This window comes from Klebsiella sp. HC6 (assembly GCF_022605325.1).
In the GTDB taxonomy this organism is placed as follows: Bacteria; Pseudomonadota; Gammaproteobacteria; order Enterobacterales; family Enterobacteriaceae; genus Klebsiella; species Klebsiella terrigena.
Genome location: NZ_CP093276.1, coordinates 5,444,239 through 5,466,200 on the forward strand (window position 1 = coordinate 5,444,239; position 21,962 = coordinate 5,466,200).

Annotated in this window: 23 protein-coding genes; 10 read left to right on the plus strand and 13 right to left on the minus strand. The window is 58.3% G+C overall.

Going from position 1 to position 21,962, the window contains the following annotated elements; all coding sequences use genetic code 11:
• Window positions 1-155: 155 nt before the first annotated feature.
• Window positions 156-2,099, plus strand: coding sequence for a bifunctional 2',3'-cyclic-nucleotide 2'-phosphodiesterase/3'-nucleotidase (locus MMW58_RS26260; RefSeq protein ID WP_241722424.1), 1,944 nt, complete (start codon window positions 156-158; stop codon window positions 2,097-2,099).
• An 8-nt stretch (window positions 2,100-2,107) separates the two neighbouring features.
• Here the strand turns inward: MMW58_RS26260 and MMW58_RS26265 are convergent, their stop codons facing one another.
• Window positions 2,108-2,488, minus strand: coding sequence for a winged helix-turn-helix transcriptional regulator (locus tag MMW58_RS26265; protein WP_041143735.1), 381 nt, complete (start codon window positions 2,486-2,488; stop codon window positions 2,108-2,110).
• 89 nt (window positions 2,489-2,577) lie between these two features.
• Here MMW58_RS26265 and MMW58_RS26270 point away from each other — a divergent pair, with 89 nt between their 5' ends.
• The 4 genes from MMW58_RS26270 (at window position 2,578) to ytfE (ending at window position 6,126) form a co-directional block, all read left to right on the plus strand.
• Window positions 2,578-3,426 carry an SDR family oxidoreductase gene (locus MMW58_RS26270; protein ID WP_241722425.1) on the plus strand — a complete coding sequence of 283 codons (849 nt, stop codon included), beginning with the start codon at window positions 2,578-2,580 and terminating at the stop codon, window positions 3,424-3,426.
• Window positions 3,427-3,506: 80 nt separating this feature from the next.
• The gene (locus MMW58_RS26275) at window positions 3,507-4,331 is read left to right on the plus strand and encodes an AraC family transcriptional regulator (protein ID WP_241722426.1); all 825 of its coding nucleotides are present in this window, start codon (window positions 3,507-3,509) and stop codon (window positions 4,329-4,331) included.
• A gap of 75 nt (window positions 4,332-4,406) precedes the next feature.
• Window positions 4,407-5,381 carry a DMT family transporter gene (locus MMW58_RS26280; RefSeq protein ID WP_241723782.1) on the plus strand — a complete coding sequence of 325 codons (975 nt, stop codon included), beginning with the start codon at window positions 4,407-4,409 and terminating at the stop codon, window positions 5,379-5,381.
• Window positions 5,382-5,463: 82 nt separating this feature from the next.
• Entirely contained in the window at window positions 5,464-6,126 is a 663-nt protein-coding gene (gene ytfE, locus MMW58_RS26285) for an iron-sulfur cluster repair protein YtfE (RefSeq protein WP_045853343.1), read from the plus strand.
• Between the two features lie 140 nt (window positions 6,127-6,266).
• Here ytfE and cycA read toward each other — a convergent pair whose 3' ends face one another.
• Both cycA and fklB read right to left on the minus strand, forming a co-directional pair.
• Window positions 6,267-7,670 (minus strand): D-serine/D-alanine/glycine transporter, encoded by a 1,404-nt coding sequence (gene cycA, locus MMW58_RS26290; RefSeq protein WP_133601083.1) that lies wholly within the window; start codon window positions 7,668-7,670, stop codon window positions 6,267-6,269.
• 306 nt (window positions 7,671-7,976) lie between these two features.
• Window positions 7,977-8,597 carry an FKBP-type peptidyl-prolyl cis-trans isomerase gene (fklB, locus tag MMW58_RS26295; RefSeq protein WP_041143729.1) on the minus strand — a complete coding sequence of 207 codons (621 nt, stop codon included), beginning with the start codon at window positions 8,595-8,597 and terminating at the stop codon, window positions 7,977-7,979.
• A 347-nt stretch (window positions 8,598-8,944) separates the two neighbouring features.
• Here fklB and MMW58_RS26300 point away from each other — a divergent pair, with 347 nt between their 5' ends.
• Complete coding sequence (locus MMW58_RS26300; protein ID WP_159237508.1) at window positions 8,945-9,607, plus strand: LysM-like peptidoglycan-binding domain-containing protein; 663 nt, start codon at window positions 8,945-8,947, stop codon at window positions 9,605-9,607.
• A gap of 86 nt (window positions 9,608-9,693) precedes the next feature.
• On the opposite strand, the gene rplI is transcribed toward MMW58_RS26300, so the two are convergent.
• From rplI to rpsF, 4 genes are read right to left on the minus strand one after another with little or no spacing between them, the layout of a single operon-like run.
• Complete coding sequence (rplI, locus tag MMW58_RS26305) at window positions 9,694-10,143, minus strand: 50S ribosomal protein L9 (protein WP_041143727.1); 450 nt, start codon at window positions 10,141-10,143, stop codon at window positions 9,694-9,696.
• 39 nt (window positions 10,144-10,182) lie between these two features.
• Window positions 10,183-10,410 carry a 30S ribosomal protein S18 gene (gene rpsR, locus MMW58_RS26310; protein WP_002210155.1) on the minus strand — a complete coding sequence of 76 codons (228 nt, stop codon included), beginning with the start codon at window positions 10,408-10,410 and terminating at the stop codon, window positions 10,183-10,185.
• A gap of 4 nt (window positions 10,411-10,414) precedes the next feature.
• Entirely contained in the window at window positions 10,415-10,729 is a 315-nt protein-coding gene (priB, locus tag MMW58_RS26315; protein WP_041143726.1) for a primosomal replication protein N, read from the minus strand.
• 5 nt (window positions 10,730-10,734) lie between these two features.
• A complete protein-coding gene (rpsF, locus tag MMW58_RS26320) occupies window positions 10,735-11,130 on the minus strand; it encodes a 30S ribosomal protein S6 (RefSeq protein WP_095104382.1) in 396 nt (131 codons plus the stop codon).
• Window positions 11,131-11,470: 340 nt separating this feature from the next.
• On the opposite strand from rpsF, the gene MMW58_RS26325 reads away from it, so the two are divergent.
• Window positions 11,471-11,746, plus strand: coding sequence for a YdgH/BhsA/McbA family protein (locus tag MMW58_RS26325; protein WP_041143725.1), 276 nt, complete (start codon window positions 11,471-11,473; stop codon window positions 11,744-11,746).
• 62 nt (window positions 11,747-11,808) lie between these two features.
• Here the strand turns inward: MMW58_RS26325 and yjfP are convergent, their stop codons facing one another.
• The gene (gene yjfP, locus MMW58_RS26330; RefSeq protein ID WP_241722427.1) at window positions 11,809-12,525 is read right to left on the minus strand and encodes an esterase; all 717 of its coding nucleotides are present in this window, start codon (window positions 12,523-12,525) and stop codon (window positions 11,809-11,811) included.
• Window positions 12,526-12,734: 209 nt separating this feature from the next.
• Between yjfP and bsmA the strand changes: the two genes are divergently transcribed.
• Both bsmA and yjfN read left to right on the plus strand, forming a co-directional pair.
• Window positions 12,735-13,043, plus strand: coding sequence for a biofilm peroxide resistance protein BsmA (gene bsmA / locus MMW58_RS26335; protein WP_041143723.1), 309 nt, complete (start codon window positions 12,735-12,737; stop codon window positions 13,041-13,043).
• Window positions 13,044-13,181: 138 nt separating this feature from the next.
• Window positions 13,182-13,457: a DUF1471 family protease activator YjfN gene (gene yjfN / locus MMW58_RS26340; protein ID WP_041147507.1), complete on the plus strand. Its 276-nt coding sequence runs from the start codon at window positions 13,182-13,184 to the stop codon at window positions 13,455-13,457.
• On the opposite strand, the gene MMW58_RS26345 is transcribed toward yjfN, so the two are convergent.
• On the minus strand, window positions 13,448-15,085 hold the full coding sequence (locus MMW58_RS26345) for an isovaleryl-CoA dehydrogenase (RefSeq protein ID WP_241722428.1): 1,638 nt from the start codon (window positions 15,083-15,085) through the stop codon (window positions 13,448-13,450). The genes yjfN and MMW58_RS26345 overlap by 10 nt on opposite strands.
• Before the next feature lie 195 nt (window positions 15,086-15,280).
• On the opposite strand from MMW58_RS26345, the gene MMW58_RS26350 reads away from it, so the two are divergent.
• Window positions 15,281-16,576: an MFS transporter gene (locus MMW58_RS26350; RefSeq protein WP_241722429.1), complete on the plus strand. Its 1,296-nt coding sequence runs from the start codon at window positions 15,281-15,283 to the stop codon at window positions 16,574-16,576.
• Between the two features lie 28 nt (window positions 16,577-16,604).
• On the opposite strand, the gene rlmB is transcribed toward MMW58_RS26350, so the two are convergent.
• From rlmB to purA, 4 genes are all read right to left on the minus strand, one after another.
• The gene (rlmB, locus tag MMW58_RS26355) at window positions 16,605-17,336 is read right to left on the minus strand and encodes a 23S rRNA (guanosine(2251)-2'-O)-methyltransferase RlmB (protein WP_041143720.1); all 732 of its coding nucleotides are present in this window, start codon (window positions 17,334-17,336) and stop codon (window positions 16,605-16,607) included.
• 77 nt (window positions 17,337-17,413) lie between these two features.
• Window positions 17,414-19,861: a ribonuclease R gene (gene rnr, locus MMW58_RS26360; protein WP_133601090.1), complete on the minus strand. Its 2,448-nt coding sequence runs from the start codon at window positions 19,859-19,861 to the stop codon at window positions 17,414-17,416.
• 161 nt (window positions 19,862-20,022) lie between these two features.
• Window positions 20,023-20,445, minus strand: coding sequence for a nitric oxide-sensing transcriptional repressor NsrR (gene nsrR / locus MMW58_RS26365; RefSeq protein ID WP_076947037.1), 423 nt, complete (start codon window positions 20,443-20,445; stop codon window positions 20,023-20,025).
• A 150-nt stretch (window positions 20,446-20,595) separates the two neighbouring features.
• A complete protein-coding gene (purA, locus tag MMW58_RS26370; protein ID WP_241722430.1) occupies window positions 20,596-21,894 on the minus strand; it encodes an adenylosuccinate synthase in 1,299 nt (432 codons plus the stop codon).
• Window positions 21,895-21,962 lie beyond the last annotated feature (68 nt).

A 21,962-nucleotide genomic window follows, 5' to 3' on the forward strand; every position in this document is an offset into this window, starting at 1 on the left:
TGTTTTATTTATATCGCATCGCTGCGAGTTCCGCTATCTGTGATAGCGATGACGGTTTCAATTGTCGTTTTTCTGGCATGATTCACAATTCTGTAAGCAACAGAATGTAAATACATTTTCTTCTGTGCCATTGCTCATAAAAAAGGACGCCTCTGATGATTAAGTTTAGCGCAACGCTCCTGGCCACGCTGGTCGCTGCCAGCGTAAACGCGGCGACGGTCGATTTGCGGATCATGGAAACCACCGATCTGCACGGTAATATGATGGATTTTGATTATTACAAAGACGCCGCTACGGAAAAATTTGGCCTCGTGCGCACCGCCACGCTGATTGAAAAAGCCCGCCAGGAGGTGAAAAACAGCGTGCTGGTCGATAACGGCGACGTTATTCAGGGTAGTCCACTGGGCGATTATATGGCGGCGAAAGGTCTCAAAAGCGGCGATATTCACCCGGTTTATAAGGCCATGAACACGCTGGATTACGCCGTGGGCAACCTCGGCAACCACGAGTTTAACTACGGCCTCGATTTTCTGCACAAGGCCCTCTTCGGCGCGAAATTCCCCTACGTCAACGCCAACATTATCGACGTAAAAACCGGCCAGCCGATGTTCACCCCGTACCTGATTCAGGATACTAAAGTCGAGGATAGCGAGGGCAAGACGCAGACCCTGCGCATCGGCTATATCGGCTTCGTGCCGCCGCAAATCATGACCTGGGATAAAGCCAATCTCGCCGGCAAAGTGACCGTTAACGACATCACCGAAACCGCGCGCAAATTTGTTCCGGAAATGCGCGAGAAAGGCGCGGACCTGGTGGTGGTTATCGCCCACTCGGGGCTCTCCGCCGATCCGTATCAGGCCATGGCGGAAAACTCGGTCTACTACCTCAGCCAGGTTCCGGGCGTTGATGCCATTATGTTCGGCCACGCGCACGCGGTATTCCCGGGGAAAGATTTCGCCAACATCAAGGGCGCGGATATCAAGCAGGGCACGCTTAACGGCGTTCCGGCCGTGATGCCAGGCATGTGGGGCGATCATCTGGGCATCGTCGATCTGGCCCTCAGCCACAGCGACGGCAGGTGGCAGGTCACCCGGGCGAAGGCCGAAGCCCGGCCAATCTACGATCCGGTGGCGAAGAAGTCGCTGGCCGCGGAAGATGGCAAGATGGTGACGGTGCTAAAAGCCGACCACGACGCGACGCGCGAATTCGTCAGCAAGCCTATCGGCCGCGCCTCCGACAATATGTACAGCTTCCTTGCGCTGGTGCAGGACGACCCGACCGTGCAGGTGGTCAATATGGCGCAGAAAGCCTACGTAGAGCACTTTATTCAGGGCGATCCTGACCTGGCGAAGCTGCCGGTGCTCTCCGCCGCCGCGCCGTTTAAGGTCGGCGGACGCAAGAACGATCCCGCCAGCTTCGTCGAAGTGGAGAAAGGTCAGCTCACCTTCCGCAACGCCGCCGATCTGTATCTCTATCCGAACACCCTGGTAGTAATGAAGGTAAGCGGCAAGGAGGTTAAAGAGTGGCTGGAGTGCTCTGCCGGACAGTTCAATCAGATAGACCCAAGCAGCAGCAGGCCGCAGTCATTAATCAACTGGGACGGTTTTCGCACCTATAACTTCGACGTGATTGACGGGGTCAATTACCAGATTGACGTCAGCCAGCCGGCACGCTACGACGGCGAGTGCCAGATGATTAACCCGCAGGCACAGCGCATTAAGGATCTGACCTTTAACGGCAAGGCCATCGACCCTGCGGCCACCTTCCTTGTCGCGACGAATAACTACCGCGCCTACGGCGGCAAGTTCGCCGGTACCGGCGATAGCCACATTGCTTTTGCTTCCCCGGATGAAAACCGTTCGGTGCTGGCGGCATGGATTAGCGCTGAGTCGAAAAAGGCGGGGGCCATCCACCCGGCGGCGGATAACAACTGGCGCCTGGCGCCGATCCACGGCAAGGTGCCGCTGGACATCCGCTTTGAAACCGCGCCAACCGAAAAAGCGGCGGCATTTATCAAAGAGCAGGCGCAGTACCCGATGCGTCAGGTTGCCACCGACGATATCGGCTTTGCCATCTATCAGCTGGACCTGAGCAAGTAGCTCTCTGCTCAGGCAACGGTCTGCTCGTGGTTCGCCAGAACCGCGGGCAGGTTCAGCTCAATCCAGTCGGCCAGCGCCGCCACCTTCTCGCTCACCTGCTCACCCAGAGGAGTCAGGCTATATTCAACGTGCGGCGGAACCACCGGATACGACACCCGGTCGATAAAGCCATCCTGCTCCAGCGCCTGCAGCGACTGGGCCAGCATCTTTTCACTCACTCCGCCCATCTTGCGACGCAGATCGCTGAAGCGATGGGTTCCCGCGCGCAGCGCCACGAGGATCAGCACGCCCCAGCGGCTGGTGACGTGCTTCAATACATCGCGGGACGGGCACTGCTCGGCAAACAGATTGCCGTCGCGCAGCTGTTCACTCAGCGTCGGATTCGCCATTTCATACTTACCTTTTTGTACGTACTTACTAAAAGTTAGCTAAGGTGTTAGCTTACCACAACAGTCAATAAACACGAAGGAGAAGACCCATGATCGCCATTACCGGTGCCACCGGCCAGCTAGGCCACCACGTTCTGCAAGAGCTGTTAAAAACCGTTCCCGCCAGCCAGATTGTGGCGATTGTCCGTAACCCGGCGAAGGCCGAATCCCTCAGCCAGCAGGGCCTCGTCGTCCGTCAGGCGGATTATACCGACCAGGCGGCGTTCACCGCCGCGCTGCAGGGCGTGGATAAGCTGCTGCTTATCTCATCCAGCGAAGTGGGCCAGCGTGCGTCCCAGCATCGCAACGTCATCCAGGCGGCCAAAGCCGTCGGGGTCAAATTTATCGCCTACACCAGCCTGCTGCACGCGGATCAATCTCCGCTTGGCCTGCACGCTGAGCACGTAGAAACCGAGAAGATGCTGGCCGAGTCCGGTATCGCCTATGCCCTTCTGCGCAACGGCTGGTATACCGAAAACTATCTCGCCAGCGCGCCGCCGGCTCTGGAGCATGGCGTCTTTATCGGCGCCGCCGGCGACGGTAAAATTGCCTCAGCAACCCGTGCCGACTATGCCGCCGCAGCCGCCCGCGTCATCGCCGAAGAGGGCCACGCCGGGAAGGTTTACGAGCTGGCGGGCGACGAGGCCTGGACCCTCAGCGAGCTGGCCGCCGAGCTGAGCAAACAGAGCGGTAAGAACGTGGTTTATCAGAACCTTAGCGAAGCCGACTTCGCCGCGGCGCTGAAGAGCGTGGGCCTGCCGGCAGGGCTGGCGGATATGCTGGCGGACTCCGATATCGGCGCCTCTCAGGGCGGCCTGTTTGACGATAGCCATACCCTGAGCCGCCTGATTGGCCGCCCGACCACCTCCCTGGCGGAGAGCGTCAAAGGCATTCTGTAACTGTTGCAAACTGGTTAATTTTTGTAGCATCCCCGCAGGTCATCTCCGATAATCAGGGATGGCCTACGGGGAGAAAGCAGATGCAGGGCGTACCGGAACAGTTCAGCGATGAGAGAGACAGCGCGCGCTTTCGCCATCTGGCGCAGGTGCCGGGCGTGGAGCTGTATCACGCCCATATCTCCCGCTACGCCTTCGAACCGCATACCCACGAAGCCTTCGGCATTGGCGCGATTGAGCTGGGCGCCGAGCGCTTCCGCTATCGCGGCAGCCAGTACGTCGCTGCGGTGAACTCCATCGTCACCATGAATCCCGACGAGCTGCATACCGGCGAAGCGGAAACCGCCGACGGCTGGCGCTATCGGATGGTTTATCTCGATCCCGCGCTGCTGGAAGAGGTGACCGGCGTGCGCCACTGGTGGTTCAGCGAAGTGGTGCGCCAGGATCCAAAGCGCTCGCGACAGCTCTGTCATCTCATATACGGCCTGTGGCACACCGACGATCCTCTGGCCCAGCAGGGCCTGCTGCTCGACCTTATCGACACCTTTCGCCCGTTTGCCCATCACGCGCCGGTGCTGACGGAAGCGGCCCATCGCTTCGAGCGCGTGCGCGAATATCTGCACGATAACTATATGCGCGCGGTCACCCTGGATGAGCTGGCGCAGGTTGCCGCCCTCAGCCCGTGGCACTTTCAGCGCCAGTTTAAAGCTCATTTCCACGTCACGCCCCATCAAATGCTGATGGCTATTCGCCTGTGGCGCGCCAAGGCCTTCCTGACGCACGGGATGCCCGCCGCCGAAGTTGCCGCCGCCGCCGGCCTTACCGACCAGTCGCATCTCACCCGCGCCTTTACCCGCCGCTACGGGATTACCCCGGTGCGCTATCAAAAGCAGGTCATCCGGCGCTAATGCGCAATCTCATACAATATTCCCGCGCCGGCCTCCCCTACACTTTGGCCAACGATAACGATGATGGATGGCAAGATGATTAGCGGCGTGCTGTATGCCCTGCTGGCAGGGTTGATGTGGGGACTGATTTTTGTCGGCCCTCAGGTAGTGCCGGAGTACCCGGCGGTATTGCAGTCAATGGGGCGCTATCTGGCGCTGGGGCTCATCGCCCTGCCGCTGGCGTGGCTCGGCCGCGTGAGGCTGCGCCAGCTTTCGGCACAGGACTGGTGGGTTGCCTGCGGGCTGACGATGATGGGCAACCTTATCTATTATGTTTGCCTGGCCAGCGCTATCCAGCGTACCGGCGCCCCGGTCGCCACCATGATCATCGGCACCCTGCCGGTGGTGCTGCCGGTGTTGGCTAACCTGCTCTACAGCCAGCGCGACGGCAAGCTGCCGTGGCGGCGCTTATTCCCGGCGCTGGCGTGCATTGCGCTCGGCCTGGCGTCCGTTAATATCGCCGAGCTGCGCCAGAACATGGAGGCGTTTAGCTTCTGGCGCTACGGCTCCGGGATCGCGCTGGCGCTAATCTCCGTTGCCTGCTGGGCGTGGTACGCGCTGCGCAACGCCCGCTGGCTGCGCGAAAATCCGGATAAGCATCCGATGATGTGGGCAACGGCGCAGGCGCTGGTGACGCTGCCGCTGTCGCTGGTGGGCTACATCGCCGCCTGCTGGTGGCTGCACGGCCAGCAGGTCAGCTTCCCCCTTCCCTTTGGCCCGCGTCCGCTGGTCTTCGTGACGCTGATGCTGGCCATCGCCGTGCTCTGCTCGTGGGTCGGGGCTTTATGCTGGAACATCGCCAGCCAGAAGCTGCCGACGGTGATCCTCGGGCCGCTTATCGTCTTCGAAACGCTTGCCGGCCTGCTGTATACCTTCCTGCTGCGCCAAAGCCTGCCGCCGCTGCTAACGCTTAGCGGTATCCTGCTGCTGGTATTAGGCGTTATCTCCGCCGTGCGCGCCAGACCGGAAAAGCCGCGGCTGGTGGCGCAGGTCAGCGCGAATAAAAAATAGCCTGGTATCCGAAAGGGGTATTTCCTTGCTGATAAGATGCATTTAAAATACATCTTATATTCTTGATGACGAGGTAATTGCTATGGCTTTCCGTGACCAACCTTTAGGCGAGCTGGCGCTGACGATCCCGCGCGCCTCCGCACTGTTCCGTAAATACGACATGGACTACTGCTGCGGCGGGAAACAAACGCTGGATCGCGCGGCATCGCGTAAAGAGCTGGACGTCGCGGTCATCGAAGCGGAGCTGATGAAGCTTGCGCAAGAGCCGGCAGAGCGCGACTGGCGCGTCGCACCCTACGCCGAGATCATCGACCACATTATCGTGCGCTATCATGACCGCCATCGCGAGCAGCTGCCGGAGCTTATTCTGCAGGCCACCAAAGTTGAGCGCGTGCATGCCGATAAGCCCAACGTGCCGAACGGCTTAACCAAGTACCTGACGATGCTGCACCAGGAGCTCTCCAGCCACATGATGAAAGAGGAGCAGATCCTGTTCCCGATGATTAAGCAGGGCATGGGGACCCAGGCCGCTGGCCCCATCAGCGTGATGGAAAGCGAGCACGACGAAGCGGGTGAGCTGCTGGAAGTGATCAAGCACATCACCCATAACGTGACGCCGCCGCCGGAAGCCTGCACCACCTGGAAAGCAATGTACAACGGCATCAATGAACTGATCGACGATCTGATGGAGCACATCAGCCTGGAAAATAACGTCCTGTTCCCGCGCGCCCTTGCCGGAAACTAAATAAAAAAAGGCGCCCGCGGGCGCCCTCGATACTGTCAGTCTTATTGGCCACTCCGGGTGGCCTTTTTTTATGACGGGCATCCTGCCCGTCCCCCTACGGGCCGTTGCAAGCAACGTTAAAAATCGCTCCCGGCGATTTTTTATTTCGCCAGACGTTTCTTACCGGCAAAGAACCAGCCCACCGCCAGCAGAACAAACCACAGCGGCGTGACGATCAGCGCCTGCCGCGTGTCGGTCTCCAGCGTCAGCAGCACCAGAACGAAGACGAAGAACGCCATACAAACCCAGCACATCAGCTTGCCCAGCGGCATCTTATACTTCGACTGCTCGTGCAGCTGCGGGCGCTTTTTGCGATAGACCAGATACGAGCACAGGATAATGGTCCAGACGAACATAAACAGGATCGCCGAAACCGTGGTGATCATGGTGAACGCGGAAATCACGCTCGGATTCACCATCAGCATCACCACGCCGCCCAGCAGGCACATGCAGGAGAAGGTCAGGCCCTTCGCCGGTACCGCACGTTTCGACAGTTTGGCGAACATCGACGGCGCCTGGCCATCCTGCGCCAGGCCAAACAGCATACGGCTGGTGGAGAATACGCCGCTGTTGGCCGAAGAGGCCGCGGAGGTCAGCACCACGAAGTTAATCAGGCTGGCCGCAGCCGGCAGGCCCACCAGCACAAAGAGTTCGACGAACGGGCTCTTGGTCGGAACCACCGAGCTCCACGGCGTCACCGACATAATCACGATCAGCGCGAAGACGTAGAACATAATGATGCGCAGCGGGATAGAGTTAATCGCGCGCGGCAGGGATTTCTCCGGATCTTTGGTTTCCGCAGCGGTGGTGCCCACCAGCTCAATCCCAACGAAGGCGAAGACCGCAATCTGGAAGCCGGCAAAGAATCCGCTGATCCCTTTCGGGAACCAGCCGCCGTCATTCCACAGATGAGCAAAAGAGGCTTCTACGCCGGTCGGCGATTTGAAGTGCATCATCACCATCACCAGGCCGACGACAATCAGCGCCACGATAGCGACGATCTTGACCATCGCAAACCAGAACTCCATTTCCCCGAACATTTTCACGGTGGCAAGGTTCAGGCTCAGCAGCAGCAGGATAACCGCCAGCGAGGCCACCCAGTCGGAGAGGCCCGGGAACCAGAACTGGGCGTAGGCGGTAATCGCCACGACGTCCGCCATCCCGGTCACCACCCAGCAGAACCAGTAGGTCCAGCCGGTAAAGTATCCGGCCCACGGCCCCAGAAGATCGGCGGCGAAATCGCTGAACGATTTATATTCCAGATTCGACAGCAGCAGTTCGCCCATCGCACGCATGACGAAAAACAGCATGAAGCCAATGATCATATAAACAAAAATGATGGATGGCCCGGCGAGACTGATGGTTTTACCGGACCCCATAAATAAGCCGGTACCGATAGCGCCGCCGATGGCAATAAGCTGAATATGCCGGTTTGTGAGATTTCGCCGCAGCGTTTGTTCCGTCGGAGCCTGCTCTTCAGCAGCGACTTTAACCTGATCTACCATGTGATATTTTCCTGTTGTACCTGTCTGTGTTGTTCAGGCTCTACTGGCCCGTCATTAGTCATCACCCCTGGAAAAGGGCTTATCGATATTAGGTAAGAATCGGAAGGATGAATACTATGATTTAGATATAATGTTAATTTTATGTTTAAAGTGAGTGTTATATCACTCCGGTCACGCGAAACAGCTCACAAAACTACGCCAAAAAATCATTTAAGCAATATTAAACTCTAACTAAATTCAAACTTAAGCGTTTTACGCTATTTTTATTTGCTTCCCCGCCCCTTGGGGAGAGGAAGCCACTACTGCTTAGATAATATCCAGCAGCTCTACTTCAAAAATCAGGGTGCTGAACGGAGGAATCGATGCGCCCGCGCCGCGCTCGCCGTAGGCCAGGTTGTGCGGAATGGTCAGCTCCCATTTTGAGCCAACCGGCATCAGGGTCAGCGCTTCAATCCAGCCGCCGATCACGCCGGTTACCGGGAATTCAGCCGGCTCGCCGCGCGCAACGGAGCTGTCAAAAACGGTACCGTCGATGAGCTTACCGGTGTAGTGCACGCGAACGTGGTCGGTACGCGCCGGGATAGCGCCTTCGCCCTGGGTCAGGACGCGGAACTGCAGGCCGGATTCGGTGCTGTTCACGCCTTCGCGCTCGCGGTTTTCATCGAGGTATTTCTGGCCATCTGCCGCCAGCTCCTGGAAACGTTCGCGGCGTACCGCATCGGCACGTTCGTGAATTTCACGCAGCGCGCGGTGAACGGCTTCTACCGGCACCTGCGGCTGATTGCCTTCCAGCGCATCAGCAATACCGGCTACCAGCGCCTCAGGCAGCAGCCCCTGCAGGCCAGATTCGCTCAGCTGTTGTCCAACCTGCAAGCCGATACCGTAACTTGCCTGCGCTTCGATAGTGTCAAAAGTCGGGGTTGCCATCTTTGTTCCTTTTTTGGGGGGAAAATTCATACTCTATAAACTTCGGCCTGCGGGAAGGCGGCAGGCTCCTGAGCCTTAGCGATATCAATAACGCCATAAGCGAAGCGAGCGGCACTGCCAGCGCACCGGCAACCCGAAAGACGACGAGTATAAAGTGGTGGGCAGCATATCAGCCACAGCACGATGGGTAAAACTTTGTCGCTGGATGATGACAAATCTGAGGGAAACAGAAACAATAGGCAATATCAGGCTAACCTCACGAAACATATCTTTGTCTCGTCCATCAGGAGGTTAGCCATCTATACTCTACGGAGCAGCATAAAAATATGCGGAGCAGGAGGAAAGCCATGCCCGGGCGCTTTGAAATGACACCTACCCTGGCGAAGATCTGGCACGCCCCGGATCATATTCGCATTATGGATCCGCTGCCGCCAATGCACCGTCGGGGCATTATCGCCGGAGCCCTGCTGGTGGTTATCGGCATACTGCTCCCCTCCGAGGACAGCAGCACGTCCGCCCAGGTCAGCCGCGACGCCAGCCTCGATATGCAGTCGCAGTCCCAGCCGCAATCGTCGTCGCAGGCGATGCCGCTGCCGCCCATTACCTCAACCCCTACGGTGAGCGACACCGATCAGATGGCGCCGGTGGCCCCAGAGCCGGTTCAGGACGAGCAGCCGACCGAGCAGCAGAATCAGACCTACTCTCCGCCTCAGCAGCAACAGCAGCAATCTGCGCCGGGCATCGAGCAGCAGTGGCGCACCTATCGCATCGAGTCAGGGAAAACCCTGGCCCAGCTGTTCCGCGACCATAATCTGCCGCCAACCGACGTTTACGCGATGGCCCAGGTCGAAGGTTCGGGAAAACCGCTCAGCTCGCTGCAAACCGGGCAAACGGTACAGATTAGGCAGAATGCGAATGGGGTGGTAACCGGCCTGACTATCGATATCGGCGGTGGGCAGCAGGTGCTGTTTACCCGTCAGGCAAACGGCAGCTTTATTCGTGCGCGATAGTCTATCGCGAATAGATTAGCGTGGGGGAAGGCAGAAAAGCAAAACGCCGGCACAAGGCCGGCGTCTCGACGCGAGCAGAGTAAAAATTACTCAGCTACAACGTTAACAACCAGTTTAGCGAAGACTTCGCTATGAACCTGGAAGTCCACTTCGTGCTCACCGGTGGTGCGCAGAACGCCGTTCGGCAGACGAACTTCGCTCTTAGCGACGGCAACGCCAGCTGCAGTTACAGCGTCAGCGATGTCGCGGGTACCGATGGAACCGAACAGTTTACCTTCGTCGCCTGATTTAGACGCGATGGTAACGTTGCCCAGCGCATTGATTGCTTCAGCACGTGCGTTAGCAGCTGCCAGAACGTCAGCCAGTTTGGCTTCCAGTTCAGCGCGACGCGCTTCGAAGAATTCAACGTTTTTCTTGGTAGCTGGAACAGCTTTACCCTGTGGAACCAGGAAGTTACGAGCATAGCCCGCTTTAACATTAACCTGATCACCCAGGCTGCCCAGGTTTGCTACTTTATCAAGCAGAATAACTTGCATTACCTTATCCTCTTAAAGTCGTTAATAGACAGCGGCCGATTACTGATGACGATCGGTATATGGCAGCAGGGACAGGTAGCGAGCGCGCTTGATGCAGCGAGCCAGCTGACGCTGGTATTTTGCGCGAGTACCGGTAATACGGCTCGGGACAATTTTACCGCTTTCGGTAATGTAGTTTTTCAGCGTAGCGATGTCTTTGTAATCAATCTCTACAACGCCTTCCGCGGTGAAACGGCAGAACTTGCGACGACGGAAATAACGTGCCATTTGGCTAGTCTCCAGAATCTATCAATTCAATCTGCTCGGCATGCAGAACCATTTTGCTCAGGCCGTTCTTTGCCTTGTGGCAAGAAATGAACCCCCGAACGATTACTGCACTACCGACCGTTATACTGTGAGTAATGGCCTGGTTTTGGTGTCCGCTAATGATAACGGGCATTTGGCACCATGCCTGCCGGTGAAAACCGGCTTCCTCCTGCACTGAACGATGCTCAAGCACGAACTGGCAGTGTGGAATTCCTGACGGGCTGACCTTACGAATTGGCGTCCTGCAGATAATGCCGGACAGCTCCAGACGGTTGGTCATCAGGATTACTCTTCAGAATCCCCAGCTTCGGAATCATCGGTGGTTTCATTTGCGAAATCTTCGCGACGCTCACGGCGCTCGTCTTTCGCTTTAACCATCGGAGATGCTTCGGTAACAGCGTGCTTAGTACGCATTACCATGCTGCGGATAACGGCGTCGTTGAAGCGGAAGTTTGTTTCCAGCTCATCGATCGCTTCCTGCGGGGCTTCAACGTTCAGCAGAACGTAGTGAGCTTTGTGCAGTTTGTTGATCGGGTAAGCCAGCTGACGGCGGCCCCAGTCTTCCAGACGGTGGATCGTACCTTCTGCTGCAGTGATTGCACCAGTGTAACGTTCGATCATACCCGGAACCTGTTCGCTCTGGTCAGGATGGACCATAAAAACGATTTCGTAATGACGCATCGAATTGCTCCTTACGGATTATTCAGCCTCCTGTCTGGGTCAGCCGCGGCCCATGGAGGCAAGGAACGTGGTTAAAGGGCGGCTGAAAAATTGACGCGTCATTCTAATTGCGAACCACCATAAACTCAAGCTGATTGCGCAAATAATTCGCACTAACGGCAAAGCCGCGCTAAGTCAGTGATTTAAAATTAATCAACGGCAGCAGCGACATTTTTTTGAACAACTTCATCAGAAATGGTCGCGATGCACCCGGCAGGGAGTGATTACACTTACAGCAAGAGCAATCTGTAGCCCAAGGGAGCCCGGGTTAACGTCAGGACAGTTATAAGGAGCGTAGATTATGAAATACATCCTCATTGCCGTAATGGCTGCGCTTTTACTGAGCGCCAACGCGCTGGCAGCCATCAAAATCGATGGACGTCAGGCACGTAACATGGACGATGTACAGAGCCTGGGCGTTATCTATATCAACCACAATATGGCCACTGAGCAAGAGGCCGATAAGGCCCTTAACCAGCTGAGCGACGAACAGGGGGCAAAATACTTCCAGCCGATACTGATCCACGAACCGGAAAGCAACGGCGCGATCCACGCCAGCGCCGCGCTCTATCGCTAACCACCCTTATCTAACCCCTTCGCCTCCGCTACGGGGACGAAGGGTCCAGCCCGTCGCTGCGCCTAAAGCGTGCGCTTAAAGAACTCAACCGTTTCGGCCAGCGCCTCTGGCGTAATGCGATGGCGCACGCCCTGCTGCCAGACGCAGGTCAGGTTTTCGGCCAGGCCGCTTTGCTGCAGGGCCTGCTGGAGGCGGAAGGTTTCACCCGGCGGCACCACATCGTCCTCATCGCCGTGCCAAAGCAGCAGCGGCCTGCTGGCGAGCGTCGCCAGCTGATGGCTGACGTCCCACTCCGTCAGCTGCTCCGCGTCCAGGGAGGGTGAGGGAAACAGGCTTTGCGCGAGGCTGCCGAAATAGCCGGATCCCATCAGACAGGCGACGCTTTTCAGCTGCGGATGATGGGTCATAATACCCAGCGCCGTCATTCCGCCCATCGATGCGCCGGCGACCGCCAGCCTGTCGTCCGCAATCCACCCCTGCGCGGCGATCGCATCGCGCAGCGCGCTGAATTCGGTGAAGTTCTGTAGCAAAATGGGCCAAAAGCGCTGCATTCGCCCTTTTTCATCGCCGAGGTAGCGCGCGCCATGCTCCGGCGCATCGGGCATAATAACCCGAAATCCCGCCTCCGCCAGCGCCACGGCGAAGTAGCTATAAACCAGCTTCGAAGAGGTGAATCCGTGATAAAAAACGATACACGGCAGAGGCCGGTCTGACGCATTTTGCGGACAGGCATGAAGCACCTCGCCGCCCGCAAGATTACGCACTTCCAGTACAATCATTTATCGTCTCCCGTCTCTAGAGTAGCGGTGTGCCATGGGCTAACATATAGCCAAAGGCGTGGGTTCAGCCACGATTTATAATGTTGAGAACTGGGTTACGCTTTCACAACATTTTCATTCGAAAATCGCGTCAGAGATAACAATTCGGGAACATTCCCCGGAAATGTCATTCAGGCTACCACTACACTGTGACTAACAGGAAACGAGATATGGTTATGCGTAGGTTTACACCGTGGTTACTGGCGATTGTTCTGAGCGGCTGTAGCGCCCTGCAGGGAACGCCTGAAGCCCCGCCGCCTGCGACCAGCCATCCGCAAGAGATTCACCGTAACCAGACCAGCGGGCTACAAAAAATGGGGACGGTGAGCGTGCTGATGTACGGTTCGCCGATGGATGTTGAAGCTGCGCTGAAGGTCAAAGCAGAAGCGGCTAAAGCGGATTACTACGTCATCATAATGATTGATGACACCCTGGTTCCCGGCCAGTGGTATTCGCAGGCAATTCTCTACCGTAAATAACGGTGCGACGCCTTTAACCCCGCTTTACATTGCTTTGCATCCGTTCACGTTCTCCTGTGCATAATAACGTTCAGCCAGTCAAACCCGGCAGAACGTTAGCAACGGACTGCCCTCGGGCCACGCGAAATGGAGCTGACGATGAAACGATCATTTACCCTACCCAGCCTGCTGTTTAACGCTACAACGGCGCATACTGCGGCACAGTCCGCAGAATTTGCCAGCGCGGACTGCGTCACTGGCCTGAATGAAATCGGCCTGATTTCCGTCAACAATATTGCCGGCAGCCAGCAGGACGTCGAGCATGCCATCGCCGTGAAGGCCGATGAGCAGGGCGCCTCCTGGTATCGCATCGTCCAGATGTACGAGGAACAGCAGCCGGACAGCTGGCGGGTACAGGCCATTCTCTACGCCTGAGGCGCCTGGCGCCCGCGTCCGGTGCCGCGCAGCAGCAGGTCATCGAGCGTTTGTGCGTCCAGCCGCATGCCGCCGCGCGGGTCGAGCATCATTCGACACCAGGCCTGAGCCAGCGGCGGCGAGGCGTAGCGCAGCATCTGCGCTCCCGCGCCGAGCCGGTACACCAGCCGGGTTATCTCCCGGCCCTGCTCTTCCGCTGGCCGCCTCAGCAGCTGCTGCAGCTGACGCCATGCGCGATCGAAATGGCGATTCTGCCCTTTAACTTCCGCACACTCTGTCGCCAGCAGCTCCAGCGCCACCGGCTGCTTGCCCAGCACCCGCATCACGTCGAGACACATAATATTCCCCGAACCTTCCCAGATACTGTTCACCGGCATCTCCCGGTACAGGCGCGGCAGCTCGCTCTCCTCGCAGTAGCCGATACCGCCCAGCACCTCCATCGCTTCGCCAACAAAGGGGATCCCGGATTTGCAGATAGCAAACTTCGCCGCCGGGGTAAACAGGCGGGCCCACAGCGCCTCCTGCCCGTCGTCGCGCCTGTCCCACGCGCGCGCCAGGCGGAATAAAAAGGCGGTTTGCCCCTCAAGCTGCAGCGCCATCTGGCCCAGCACCTGGCGCATCATCGGCTGCTCGACCAGGCTTTTGCCGAACGCCTGGCGCTGAAAGGCGTGATAGAAGGCGGCCGACCAGGCCCGACGCATTAAGGCATGGCTGCCCAACGCGCAGTCGAAGCGGGTCAGGCCGCCCATTTTAAGGATTTGCCGTACGCCGTCCCCCTCTTCGCCCACCAGCCAGCCGCAGGCGTCATAGAACTCCACCTCGCTGCTGGCGTTAGAGCGGTTGCCGAGCTTATCTTTGAGCCTTTCGAGGTGCAGCGCATTGCGCTGGCCGTCCGGCAGAAGGCGAGGCACAAAGAAACAGGAAAGCCCGCCGGGCGCCTGCGCCAGCACCAGGTGCGCATCGCTTTGCGGTACCGAGAAAAACCACTTGTGGCCCACCAGACGATAAAACCCGTCGGCGCTCTTCTCTGCGCGGGTGGTATTGCTCAGCACATCCGATCCCCCCTGCTTTTCCGTCATTCCCATGCCGATCAGCAGCCCGCGCTTCTGGCTGCCCGGCGCCAGGTGCGGATCGTAGCGATCGCTCAGCAGCGGCGTCAGCCAGTCGCTAAATGGCCCGGGGAGCGACTGCTGCAGCAGAGGCGTGGCGGCGAACGTCATGGTTATCGGGCATAGCGTTCCGGCCTCCACCTGCGCATGCAGCATAAAGCGCGCCGCCCGGGCCACGAAAGCGCCGGCGCGCGCGTCGTCCTGCCAGGCGAGATTATGCACCCGGTTAGCGCACAGACCCTGCATCAGCAGGTGCCAGGCGGGATGAAAGCGCACATCGTCAAGCCGCGTGCCGGTCGCGTCATAGCGCAGCAGCTCCGGCGGGTTAACGTTCGCCAGCCTCCCCAGCTCCAGCGACTCTGCCGTTCCCAGCTGCTGGCCAATACTGGCCAGCAGATCGCCATCCCAGGCGGCGCCCTCCCGAGCCACGGCTTCGCGCAGCGCGGTATCGGACAAGAATAAGTTGCTGTTCAGCAGCGGCGTCGGCTGATTAAACACGGTATGAGTTGGCCAGTGCATATTGCTTCCCTCCGTCAATGGCTTTGTACTCAGTATGGTCAGCCTGGCCCGGGAGCGCCCGCGAGCCGGGTCACAAAAAAACCATCCGCCCCTTCGTGAGGCGCATCACAGGCATAAGAATTTAAAATTTCACAAGGCTAAAGTTGTGGAATAATTTATTCACTTGTTATTTTTTTGTTGAAATCAGGATGGCCTATGCAGACCGCGACACGCCCTGCGGGCGCGCACAAGCGCGCCCTGATCGCCGGATCTATCGGCAACTTTATTGAATGGTATGAGTTTGCGGTCTATGGCTTTCTGGCGACGGTTATCGCGCGGAACTTCTTTCAGCTGGCCGGCGAAGCGCCGCTGACGGGCCTGATCCTGACCTACGCCTCCTTCGCCATCGCCTTTTTCTTCCGCCCGCTAGGCGCCATTATTTTTGGCCGCATCGGCGATCGAATCGGCCGCAAGCCGACGCTGATCGTCGTCCTGGTGATGATGACGCTCGCCACCACGGCAATTGGCCTTGTGCCGACGTATGCCAGCATCGGGGTAGCGGCCCCGCTGATTTTGACCGGGCTGCGCATTCTGCAGGGGCTGTTTGCCGGCGGGGAATATGGCGGCGCCGTCTCGCTGATGACCGAGTTTGCGCCTCGCGGCAGGCGCGGCCTGTATGGCGCATGGCAATCCTTCACCGTCGCCCTCGGCCTGCTGGCCGGCGCCGGGATCGTGGCCCTGATATCCGCGGTGCTGAGCCCGGAAGAGCTCCATGCCTGGGGCTGGCGAATTCCGTTCTTCCTCGCCATCCCGCTGGGGATCGTCGCGCTCTGGCTGCGGGTGAAAATGGAGGAGACGCCGGGCTTTCTCCGCCAGCAGCAGCAACCGCAGCATCCGCAGGCCAGCGCCGACCTGATCCATACCCTGAAAGCGATTGTCACCGGCATCGGTCGCCTGATGGTCTGGTCCGCCGCAGGCTATACCTACCTGGTGATTATGCCCGCCTACCTGCAGTCGTCGCTGCATACCGGCTTTAACCAGGCGCTGCTGATCGCGGTGATCTCCAATATTGGCTTTGCGCTCACCATTCTTCCTGCCGGGCTCCTCAGCGATAAGTGGGGTCGGCGTAACGTGATGGTGCTGGCCGCGGCGCTGCTGCTGATCCTGGCGCTGCCGCTGCTGAAAATTCTCCAGGCAGAATCCAGCACGCTGCTGATAAAAGGCGCGGTGGTGCTCGTTGCCGGCGGTCTGGTGGGGGTGCTGGCAGGGCCGGGACCGGCGATGCTGGCAGAGATGTTCCCGACAAGGGTGCGCTATACCGGCCTTGGGCTGGCCTATTCGCTCTCTAATGCGGTATTTTCCGGCTGCGCCGGGCTGATTATTACCGGCCTGATTAAACAGACCGGTAATCTTGATATTCCGGCTTACTACGTCATGGCGACGGCGGTAGTCAGCATCATCGCGCTGATGACGCTCAATAAGAACGATCACCTGCGCTCGCTGGACGAGTAGCCGCCGGGCAGCGTGCGCCCGGCGTTAATCAGCTGCGCTGGCGCACGGCTTCAAACAGGCAAATGCCGGTCGCGACGGAGACGTTCAGCGAGGAGACGCTGCCGGCCATCGGAATACTGATCAGCTCATCGCAGTGTTCGCGCGTCAGGCGACGCATCCCTTCACCTTCGGCACCCATCACCAGCGCCATCGGGCCGGTCATCTTGCTCTGGAAGAGAGTATGATCCGCTTCGCCGGCGGTGCCGACGATCCAGACGTTCTCTTCCTGCAGCAGACGCATGGTGCGCGCAAGGTTAGTCACGCGGATCAGCGGGACGTTTTCCGCCGCGCCGCAGGCCACTTTTTTCGCCGTCGCGTTCAGCTGCGCCGAACGGTCCCGCGGCACGATCACCGCGTGCACGCCGGCGGCGTCAGCGCTGCGCAGGCAGGCGCCAAGGTTATGCGGATCGGTGACGCCGTCGAGAATCAGCAGCAGCGGCTGATCGAGCGAGGCGAGCAGTTCAGGCAGGTCGTTCTCCTGGTACTGACGTCCCGGCTTCACGCGGGCAATAATCCCCTGATGCACGGCGCCTTCGCTTTTCTCGTCGAGAAACTGGCGGTTAGCGACCTGAATCACCACGCCCTGGGCTTCCAGCGCATGGATCAGCGGCAGCAGGCGTTTATCCTCGCGGCCTTTGAGAATATAGACTTCCTGAAAACGCTCGGGAGCGCGCTCCAGCAGGGCCTGCACCGCGTGGATGCCGTAAATCATTTCACTCATTGATGTACTCGTTGCTTGTTAATGTTGCCGTTCGGCTTTACAGGCCGGATGTCCCGGCCTGTAAGATTGATGCCCGCTTACTCAGCGGTTTTCTTTTTCGCCGCGCGCTTCGCTTTGGTTGCGGCAGCTATTTTCTGCGTTTTAGCCGACGGCTTCTTCGCTTTTTTCTCGCCTTTAGGCTGGGCAGCGTTGGGCTGAGACTTGCCTTTCTCTTTGCGGAAGGCGCTATCCGGCTCGAAGTTTACCTGCTTACCGGCCTGGCGACGACGCCCGGAAGGCTTGCCGGCGTTCGACTTTTTCGCCTTCTCACGCTCGGTCTTGCCGACGTTGCGCGGGGCGCGTTCGCTGGAGATCAGCGAGAAGTCGATTTTACGCTCGTCCATGTTGACCGCTTCCACGCGGACTTCCACGCGATCGCCCAGTCGATAGGTCTGGCCGCCGGACTCGCCGATCAGACGCTGTCCGATCTGGTCGAAGCGGTAGTAGTCGTTATCCAGCGATGAAACGTGCACCAGGCCGTCGATAAACAGCTCGTCCAGGCGGACGAAGAAGCCAAAGCCGGTGACGCTGGCAATCACGCCCTTAAAGACGTTGCCCACCTGATCCAGCATAAAGTCACACTTCAGCCAGTCAGAGACTTCGCGGGTCGCTTCGTCGGCGCGGCGTTCGGTCATCGAACAGTGCGCGCCCAGCTGCAGCATCTCTTCCATGCTGTAGTGCCAGCCGCCGGTTTCAGTGCTGTTGCCTTTGTGCCCCTGCTCTTTCGCCAGCAGATACTTAATGGCGCGGTGCAGCGACAGGTCCGGGTAACGACGGATCGGCGAGGTGAAGTGCGCGTAGGACTGCAGCGCCAGGCCAAAGTGGCCGCGGTTTTCCGGATCGTAGACCGCCTGCTTCATCGAGCGCAGCAGCATGGTTTGCAGCATCTCGTGGTCAGGACGATCGGCGATGGAGGTCAGCAGCTCGGCGTAGTCGCGCGGCTCCGGCTTGTTGCCGCCGGGCAGCTCCAGACCGAGCTCCGCCAGCACCGTGCGGAAAGCGGTAATCGCTTCAGTGGTCGGCTTATCGTGGATACGGAACAGGGCCGGCTCCAGCGCCTTCTCAACGAAGCGAGCGGCGGAGATATTCGCCAGAATCATGCACTCTTCGATCAGCTTATGCGCGTCGTTGCGCTGGGTCTGCTCAATGCGTTCGATGCGGCGTTCAGCGTTAAAGATGAACTTCGCTTCTTCACTTTCAAAGGAGATGCCGCCGCGTTCTTCGCGAGCGCTATCGAGGACCTTGTAGAGGGTGTGCAGCTCTTCGATATGCTTGACCAGCGGCGCGTACTGCTCGCGCAGCTCGCCGTCGCCCTGCAGCATATGCCATACCTTGGTATAGGTCAGGCGCGCGTGCGAGCTCATTACCGCTTCATAGAATTTGTAGCCGGTCAGACGACCTTTTGACGAAATCGTCATTTCGCAAACCATGCACAGGCGATCGACCTGCGGGTTCAGCGAGCACAGGCCGTTAGAGAGCACTTCCGGCAGCATCGGCACCACCTGCGAAGGGAAGTAGACCGAAGTACCGCGGCTGCGCGCTTCGCCGTCCAGCGGCGTACCGGGACGCACGTAGTAGCTTACGTCGGCAATGGCAACCCACAGGCGCCAGCCGCCGCCGCGTTTCTTCTCGCAGTAAACCGCGTCATCAAAGTCGCGGGCGTCCTCACCGTCAATGGTGACCAGCGGCAGATCGCGTAAATCAACGCGGCCGATTTTCGCCTCTTCCGGCACCTGCTCTTTGAGCACGGAGACCTGTTTTTCCACCGCCGGTGGCCAGGTGTAAGGGATTTCATGGGTGCGCAGCGCCATATCGACCGCCATGCTGGTGCCCATGTTATCGCCCAGCACCTCAACGATTTTGCCCACCGCTTTCGTGCGACGGGTCGGGCGCTGGGTCAGTTCAACCACCACCACAAAGCCCATCCGCGCGCCCATGACTTCTTCAGGCGGGATCAGGATATCGAAGCTCAGGCGGCTGTCGTCAGGCACCACGAAGCCCACGCCGGCGTCGGTGAAGTAGCGGCCGACTATCTGGCTGGTTTTTGGCACCAGCACCCGCACGATGCGCGCTTCGCGACGGCCTTTACGGTCCGCGCCCAGCGGCTGCGCCAGCACCTGATCGCCATGGATGCAGGTTTTCATCTGCTCAGACGACAGGTACAGGTCGTCCTTACGCCCCTCGACGCGCAGGAAGCCAAAGCCATCGCGATGGCCGATAACCACACCTTTGAGCAGGTCAAGACGCTCCGGCAGCGCGTAGCACTGACGGCGGGTAAACACCAGCTGCCCGTCACGTTCCATGGCGCGCAGGCGGCGGCGTAGCCCTTCTAGCTGCTCTTCGCCTTCGATATTCAGTTCTATCGCCAGCTCGTCTCGGCTGGCCGGTTTTTCACGTTTTGCTAAATGATCGAGGATAAATTCCCGGCTAGGGATTGGATTCGCATACTTTTCAGCTTCGCGGTCCTGGAAAGGATCTTGTGACATGTCGGTTCCTCCGTTGTCATCTCTGGTGAAAGTTCCTTCGTCTTTCACGCCGCCTCTTTGTTAGCTGCCTTCACTCACTCCGGTCACTTACCTGAGTAAGCTCCCGGAGATTCGTTCAGTTGCCGCCGCGATGCGACCTGAAATACTCGGCCTTTAATTCTTTACACCAGCAATAATTTATAAAGCGGTTGATTCTCTTCAACCAAATCAGCCAGCGTGTAGTTATCAAGTTCCTTAAGAAAACTTTGCGCCGCTTCTGCAAGCGCCTGTTTCAGGCGACACGCGGGAGTAATGTGGCAAAATTCGCTGCTGCAGTTGACCAGCGATAGCGGCTCAAGATCGCGAACCACGTCACCTACACGAATCGTTTTTGCCGGCTTACCGAGGCGAATCCCCCCGTTCTTTCCCCGCACCGCCATAACGTAACCAGAGCGACTCAGCTGATTGATTATTTTTACCATATGATTACGCGACACGCCGTAGACCTCCGTCACTTCAGAGATGCTCGTCATTCGGCCATCCGGTAGCGACGCCATATAGATAAGCGCTCGTAATCCGTAATCAGTGAAACTCGTTAACTGCACAGCAACCTCAGGGTAAGGGGAAAGCGGTGAATCCGCAGGGTATGACTATATTGATGATAAACCAGCCGACGCACAGGCCGCTAATTTATTTGAAATGGGGCGGGTAGGCAGCAAAAACAAGGGGCGCCCAATCGGCGCCCCTGGAGATAATTATGCGTCGAACGGGTCGCGCAGAATCATCGTCTCGGTACGGTCAGGACCGGTAGAGATAATATCAACCGGTACGCCGGTCAGCTCTTCAATACGCGCGATGTAGTTCAGGGCCGCCTGCGGCAGGCCGCTACGCTCTTTCACGCCGAAGGTGGTTTCGGACCAGCCCGGCATGACTTCATAGATCGGCTCAATGCCTTCCCAGTTGTCGGCTGCCAGCGGAGTGGTAGTCACTTCGCGGCCGTCCGGCATACGGTAAGCTACGCAGAGTTTAACTTCTTTCAGGCCGTCCAGTACGTCCAGCTTGGTCAGGCAGAAGCCGGACAGGGAGTTGATCTGCACCGCGCGACGGATCGCCACGATATCCAGCCAGCCGGTACGACGACGACGGCCGGTAGTGGCGCCGAATTCGTTACCCTGCTTGCACAGGAACTCGCCGATGTCATCAAACAGCTCGGTCGGGAACGGACCTGCCCCTACGCGAGTAGAGTAAGCTTTGATGATACCCAGAACGTAATCCACATAGCGCGGACCCAGGCCAGAGCCGGTTGCCACGCCACCCGCGGTGGTGTTGGAGGAGGTTACGTACGGATAGGTACCGTGGTCGATATCCAGCAGAGTGCCCTGTGCGCCTTCGAACATCACGAAGTCGCCGCGCTGACGCGCCTGATCCAGCAGATCGGAGACGTCGACAACCATCGCCGTCAGGATGTCGGCAATCGCCATCACGTCATCAAGGACTTTTTGATAATCAACCGCTTCCGCTTTGTAGAAGTTCACCAGCTGGAAGTTGTGATATTCCATCACTTCTTTCAGTTTGTCAGCGAAGGTGGCTTTATCAAACAGGTCACCCACGCGCAGGCCGCGGCGAGCGACTTTATCTTCGTAAGCAGGCCCGATGCCGCGACCGGTGGTACCGATAGCTTTCGCACCGCGTGCTTTTTCACGCGCAACGTCCAGCGCAACGTGATAATCGAGGATAAGCGGACAGGCTTCGGACAGCAGCAGACGCTCACGGACAGAGATACCACGGTCTTCCAGTCCTTTCATTTCTTTCATCAGCGCAGCCGGAGACAGCACAACACCGTTACCGATGATGCTGGTGACATTTTCGCGGAGAATACCTGATGGAATAAGATGCAGGACGGTTTTTTCACCGTTGATTACGAGAGTATGGCCTGCGTTGTGACCACCCTGGTAGCGCACAACATATTTAGCCCGTTCAGTCAGGAGATCGACGATCTTCCCTTTACCTTCGTCACCCCATTGGGTGCCCAGTACGACGACGTTGTTGCCCATTTTTCAAAATCACCGTTTGCTTAAAAATGGATTCTACCATCGCTTTTTCAGAGTTACAGCACTTTTTG

Excerpts from the sequence above, each read along its gene's own strand:
- MMW58_RS26265 (WP_041143735.1), bottom strand. The coding sequence starts at position 2,488 with ATGGCGAATCCGACGCTGAGTGAACAGCTGCGCGACGGCAATCTGTTT.
- MMW58_RS26325 (WP_041143725.1), top strand. The coding sequence starts at position 11,471 with ATGAAATACATCCTCATTGCCGTAATGGCTGCGCTTTTACTGAGCGCC.
- MMW58_RS26280 (WP_241723782.1), top strand. The coding sequence starts at position 4,407 with ATGATTAGCGGCGTGCTGTATGCCCTGCTGGCAGGGTTGATGTGGGGA.
- cycA (WP_133601083.1), bottom strand. The coding sequence starts at position 7,670 with ATGGTAGATCAGGTTAAAGTCGCTGCTGAAGAGCAGGCTCCGACGGAA.
- ytfE (WP_045853343.1), top strand. The coding sequence starts at position 5,464 with ATGGCTTTCCGTGACCAACCTTTAGGCGAGCTGGCGCTGACGATCCCG.
- purA (WP_241722430.1), bottom strand. The coding sequence starts at position 21,894 with ATGGGCAACAACGTCGTCGTACTGGGCACCCAATGGGGTGACGAAGGT.
- MMW58_RS26260 (WP_241722424.1), top strand. The coding sequence starts at position 156 with ATGATTAAGTTTAGCGCAACGCTCCTGGCCACGCTGGTCGCTGCCAGC.
- yjfN (WP_041147507.1), top strand. The coding sequence starts at position 13,182 with ATGAAACGATCATTTACCCTACCCAGCCTGCTGTTTAACGCTACAACG.
- MMW58_RS26345 (WP_241722428.1), bottom strand. The coding sequence starts at position 15,085 with ATGCACTGGCCAACTCATACCGTGTTTAATCAGCCGACGCCGCTGCTG.
- rplI (WP_041143727.1), bottom strand. The coding sequence starts at position 10,143 with ATGCAAGTTATTCTGCTTGATAAAGTAGCAAACCTGGGCAGCCTGGGT.
- priB (WP_041143726.1), bottom strand. The coding sequence starts at position 10,729 with ATGACCAACCGTCTGGAGCTGTCCGGCATTATCTGCAGGACGCCAATT.
- rlmB (WP_041143720.1), bottom strand. The coding sequence starts at position 17,336 with ATGAGTGAAATGATTTACGGCATCCACGCGGTGCAGGCCCTGCTGGAG.
- rnr (WP_133601090.1), bottom strand. The coding sequence starts at position 19,861 with ATGTCACAAGATCCTTTCCAGGACCGCGAAGCTGAAAAGTATGCGAAT.
- rpsR (WP_002210155.1), bottom strand. The coding sequence starts at position 10,410 with ATGGCACGTTATTTCCGTCGTCGCAAGTTCTGCCGTTTCACCGCGGAA.
- fklB (WP_041143729.1), bottom strand. The coding sequence starts at position 8,597 with ATGGCAACCCCGACTTTTGACACTATCGAAGCGCAGGCAAGTTACGGT.
- MMW58_RS26300 (WP_159237508.1), top strand. The coding sequence starts at position 8,945 with ATGCCCGGGCGCTTTGAAATGACACCTACCCTGGCGAAGATCTGGCAC.
- MMW58_RS26270 (WP_241722425.1), top strand. The coding sequence starts at position 2,578 with ATGATCGCCATTACCGGTGCCACCGGCCAGCTAGGCCACCACGTTCTG.
- rpsF (WP_095104382.1), bottom strand. The coding sequence starts at position 11,130 with ATGCGTCATTACGAAATCGTTTTTATGGTCCATCCTGACCAGAGCGAA.
- MMW58_RS26350 (WP_241722429.1), top strand. The coding sequence starts at position 15,281 with ATGCAGACCGCGACACGCCCTGCGGGCGCGCACAAGCGCGCCCTGATC.
- bsmA (WP_041143723.1), top strand. The coding sequence starts at position 12,735 with ATGGTTATGCGTAGGTTTACACCGTGGTTACTGGCGATTGTTCTGAGC.
- MMW58_RS26275 (WP_241722426.1), top strand. The coding sequence starts at position 3,507 with ATGCAGGGCGTACCGGAACAGTTCAGCGATGAGAGAGACAGCGCGCGC.
- yjfP (WP_241722427.1), bottom strand. The coding sequence starts at position 12,525 with ATGATTGTACTGGAAGTGCGTAATCTTGCGGGCGGCGAGGTGCTTCAT.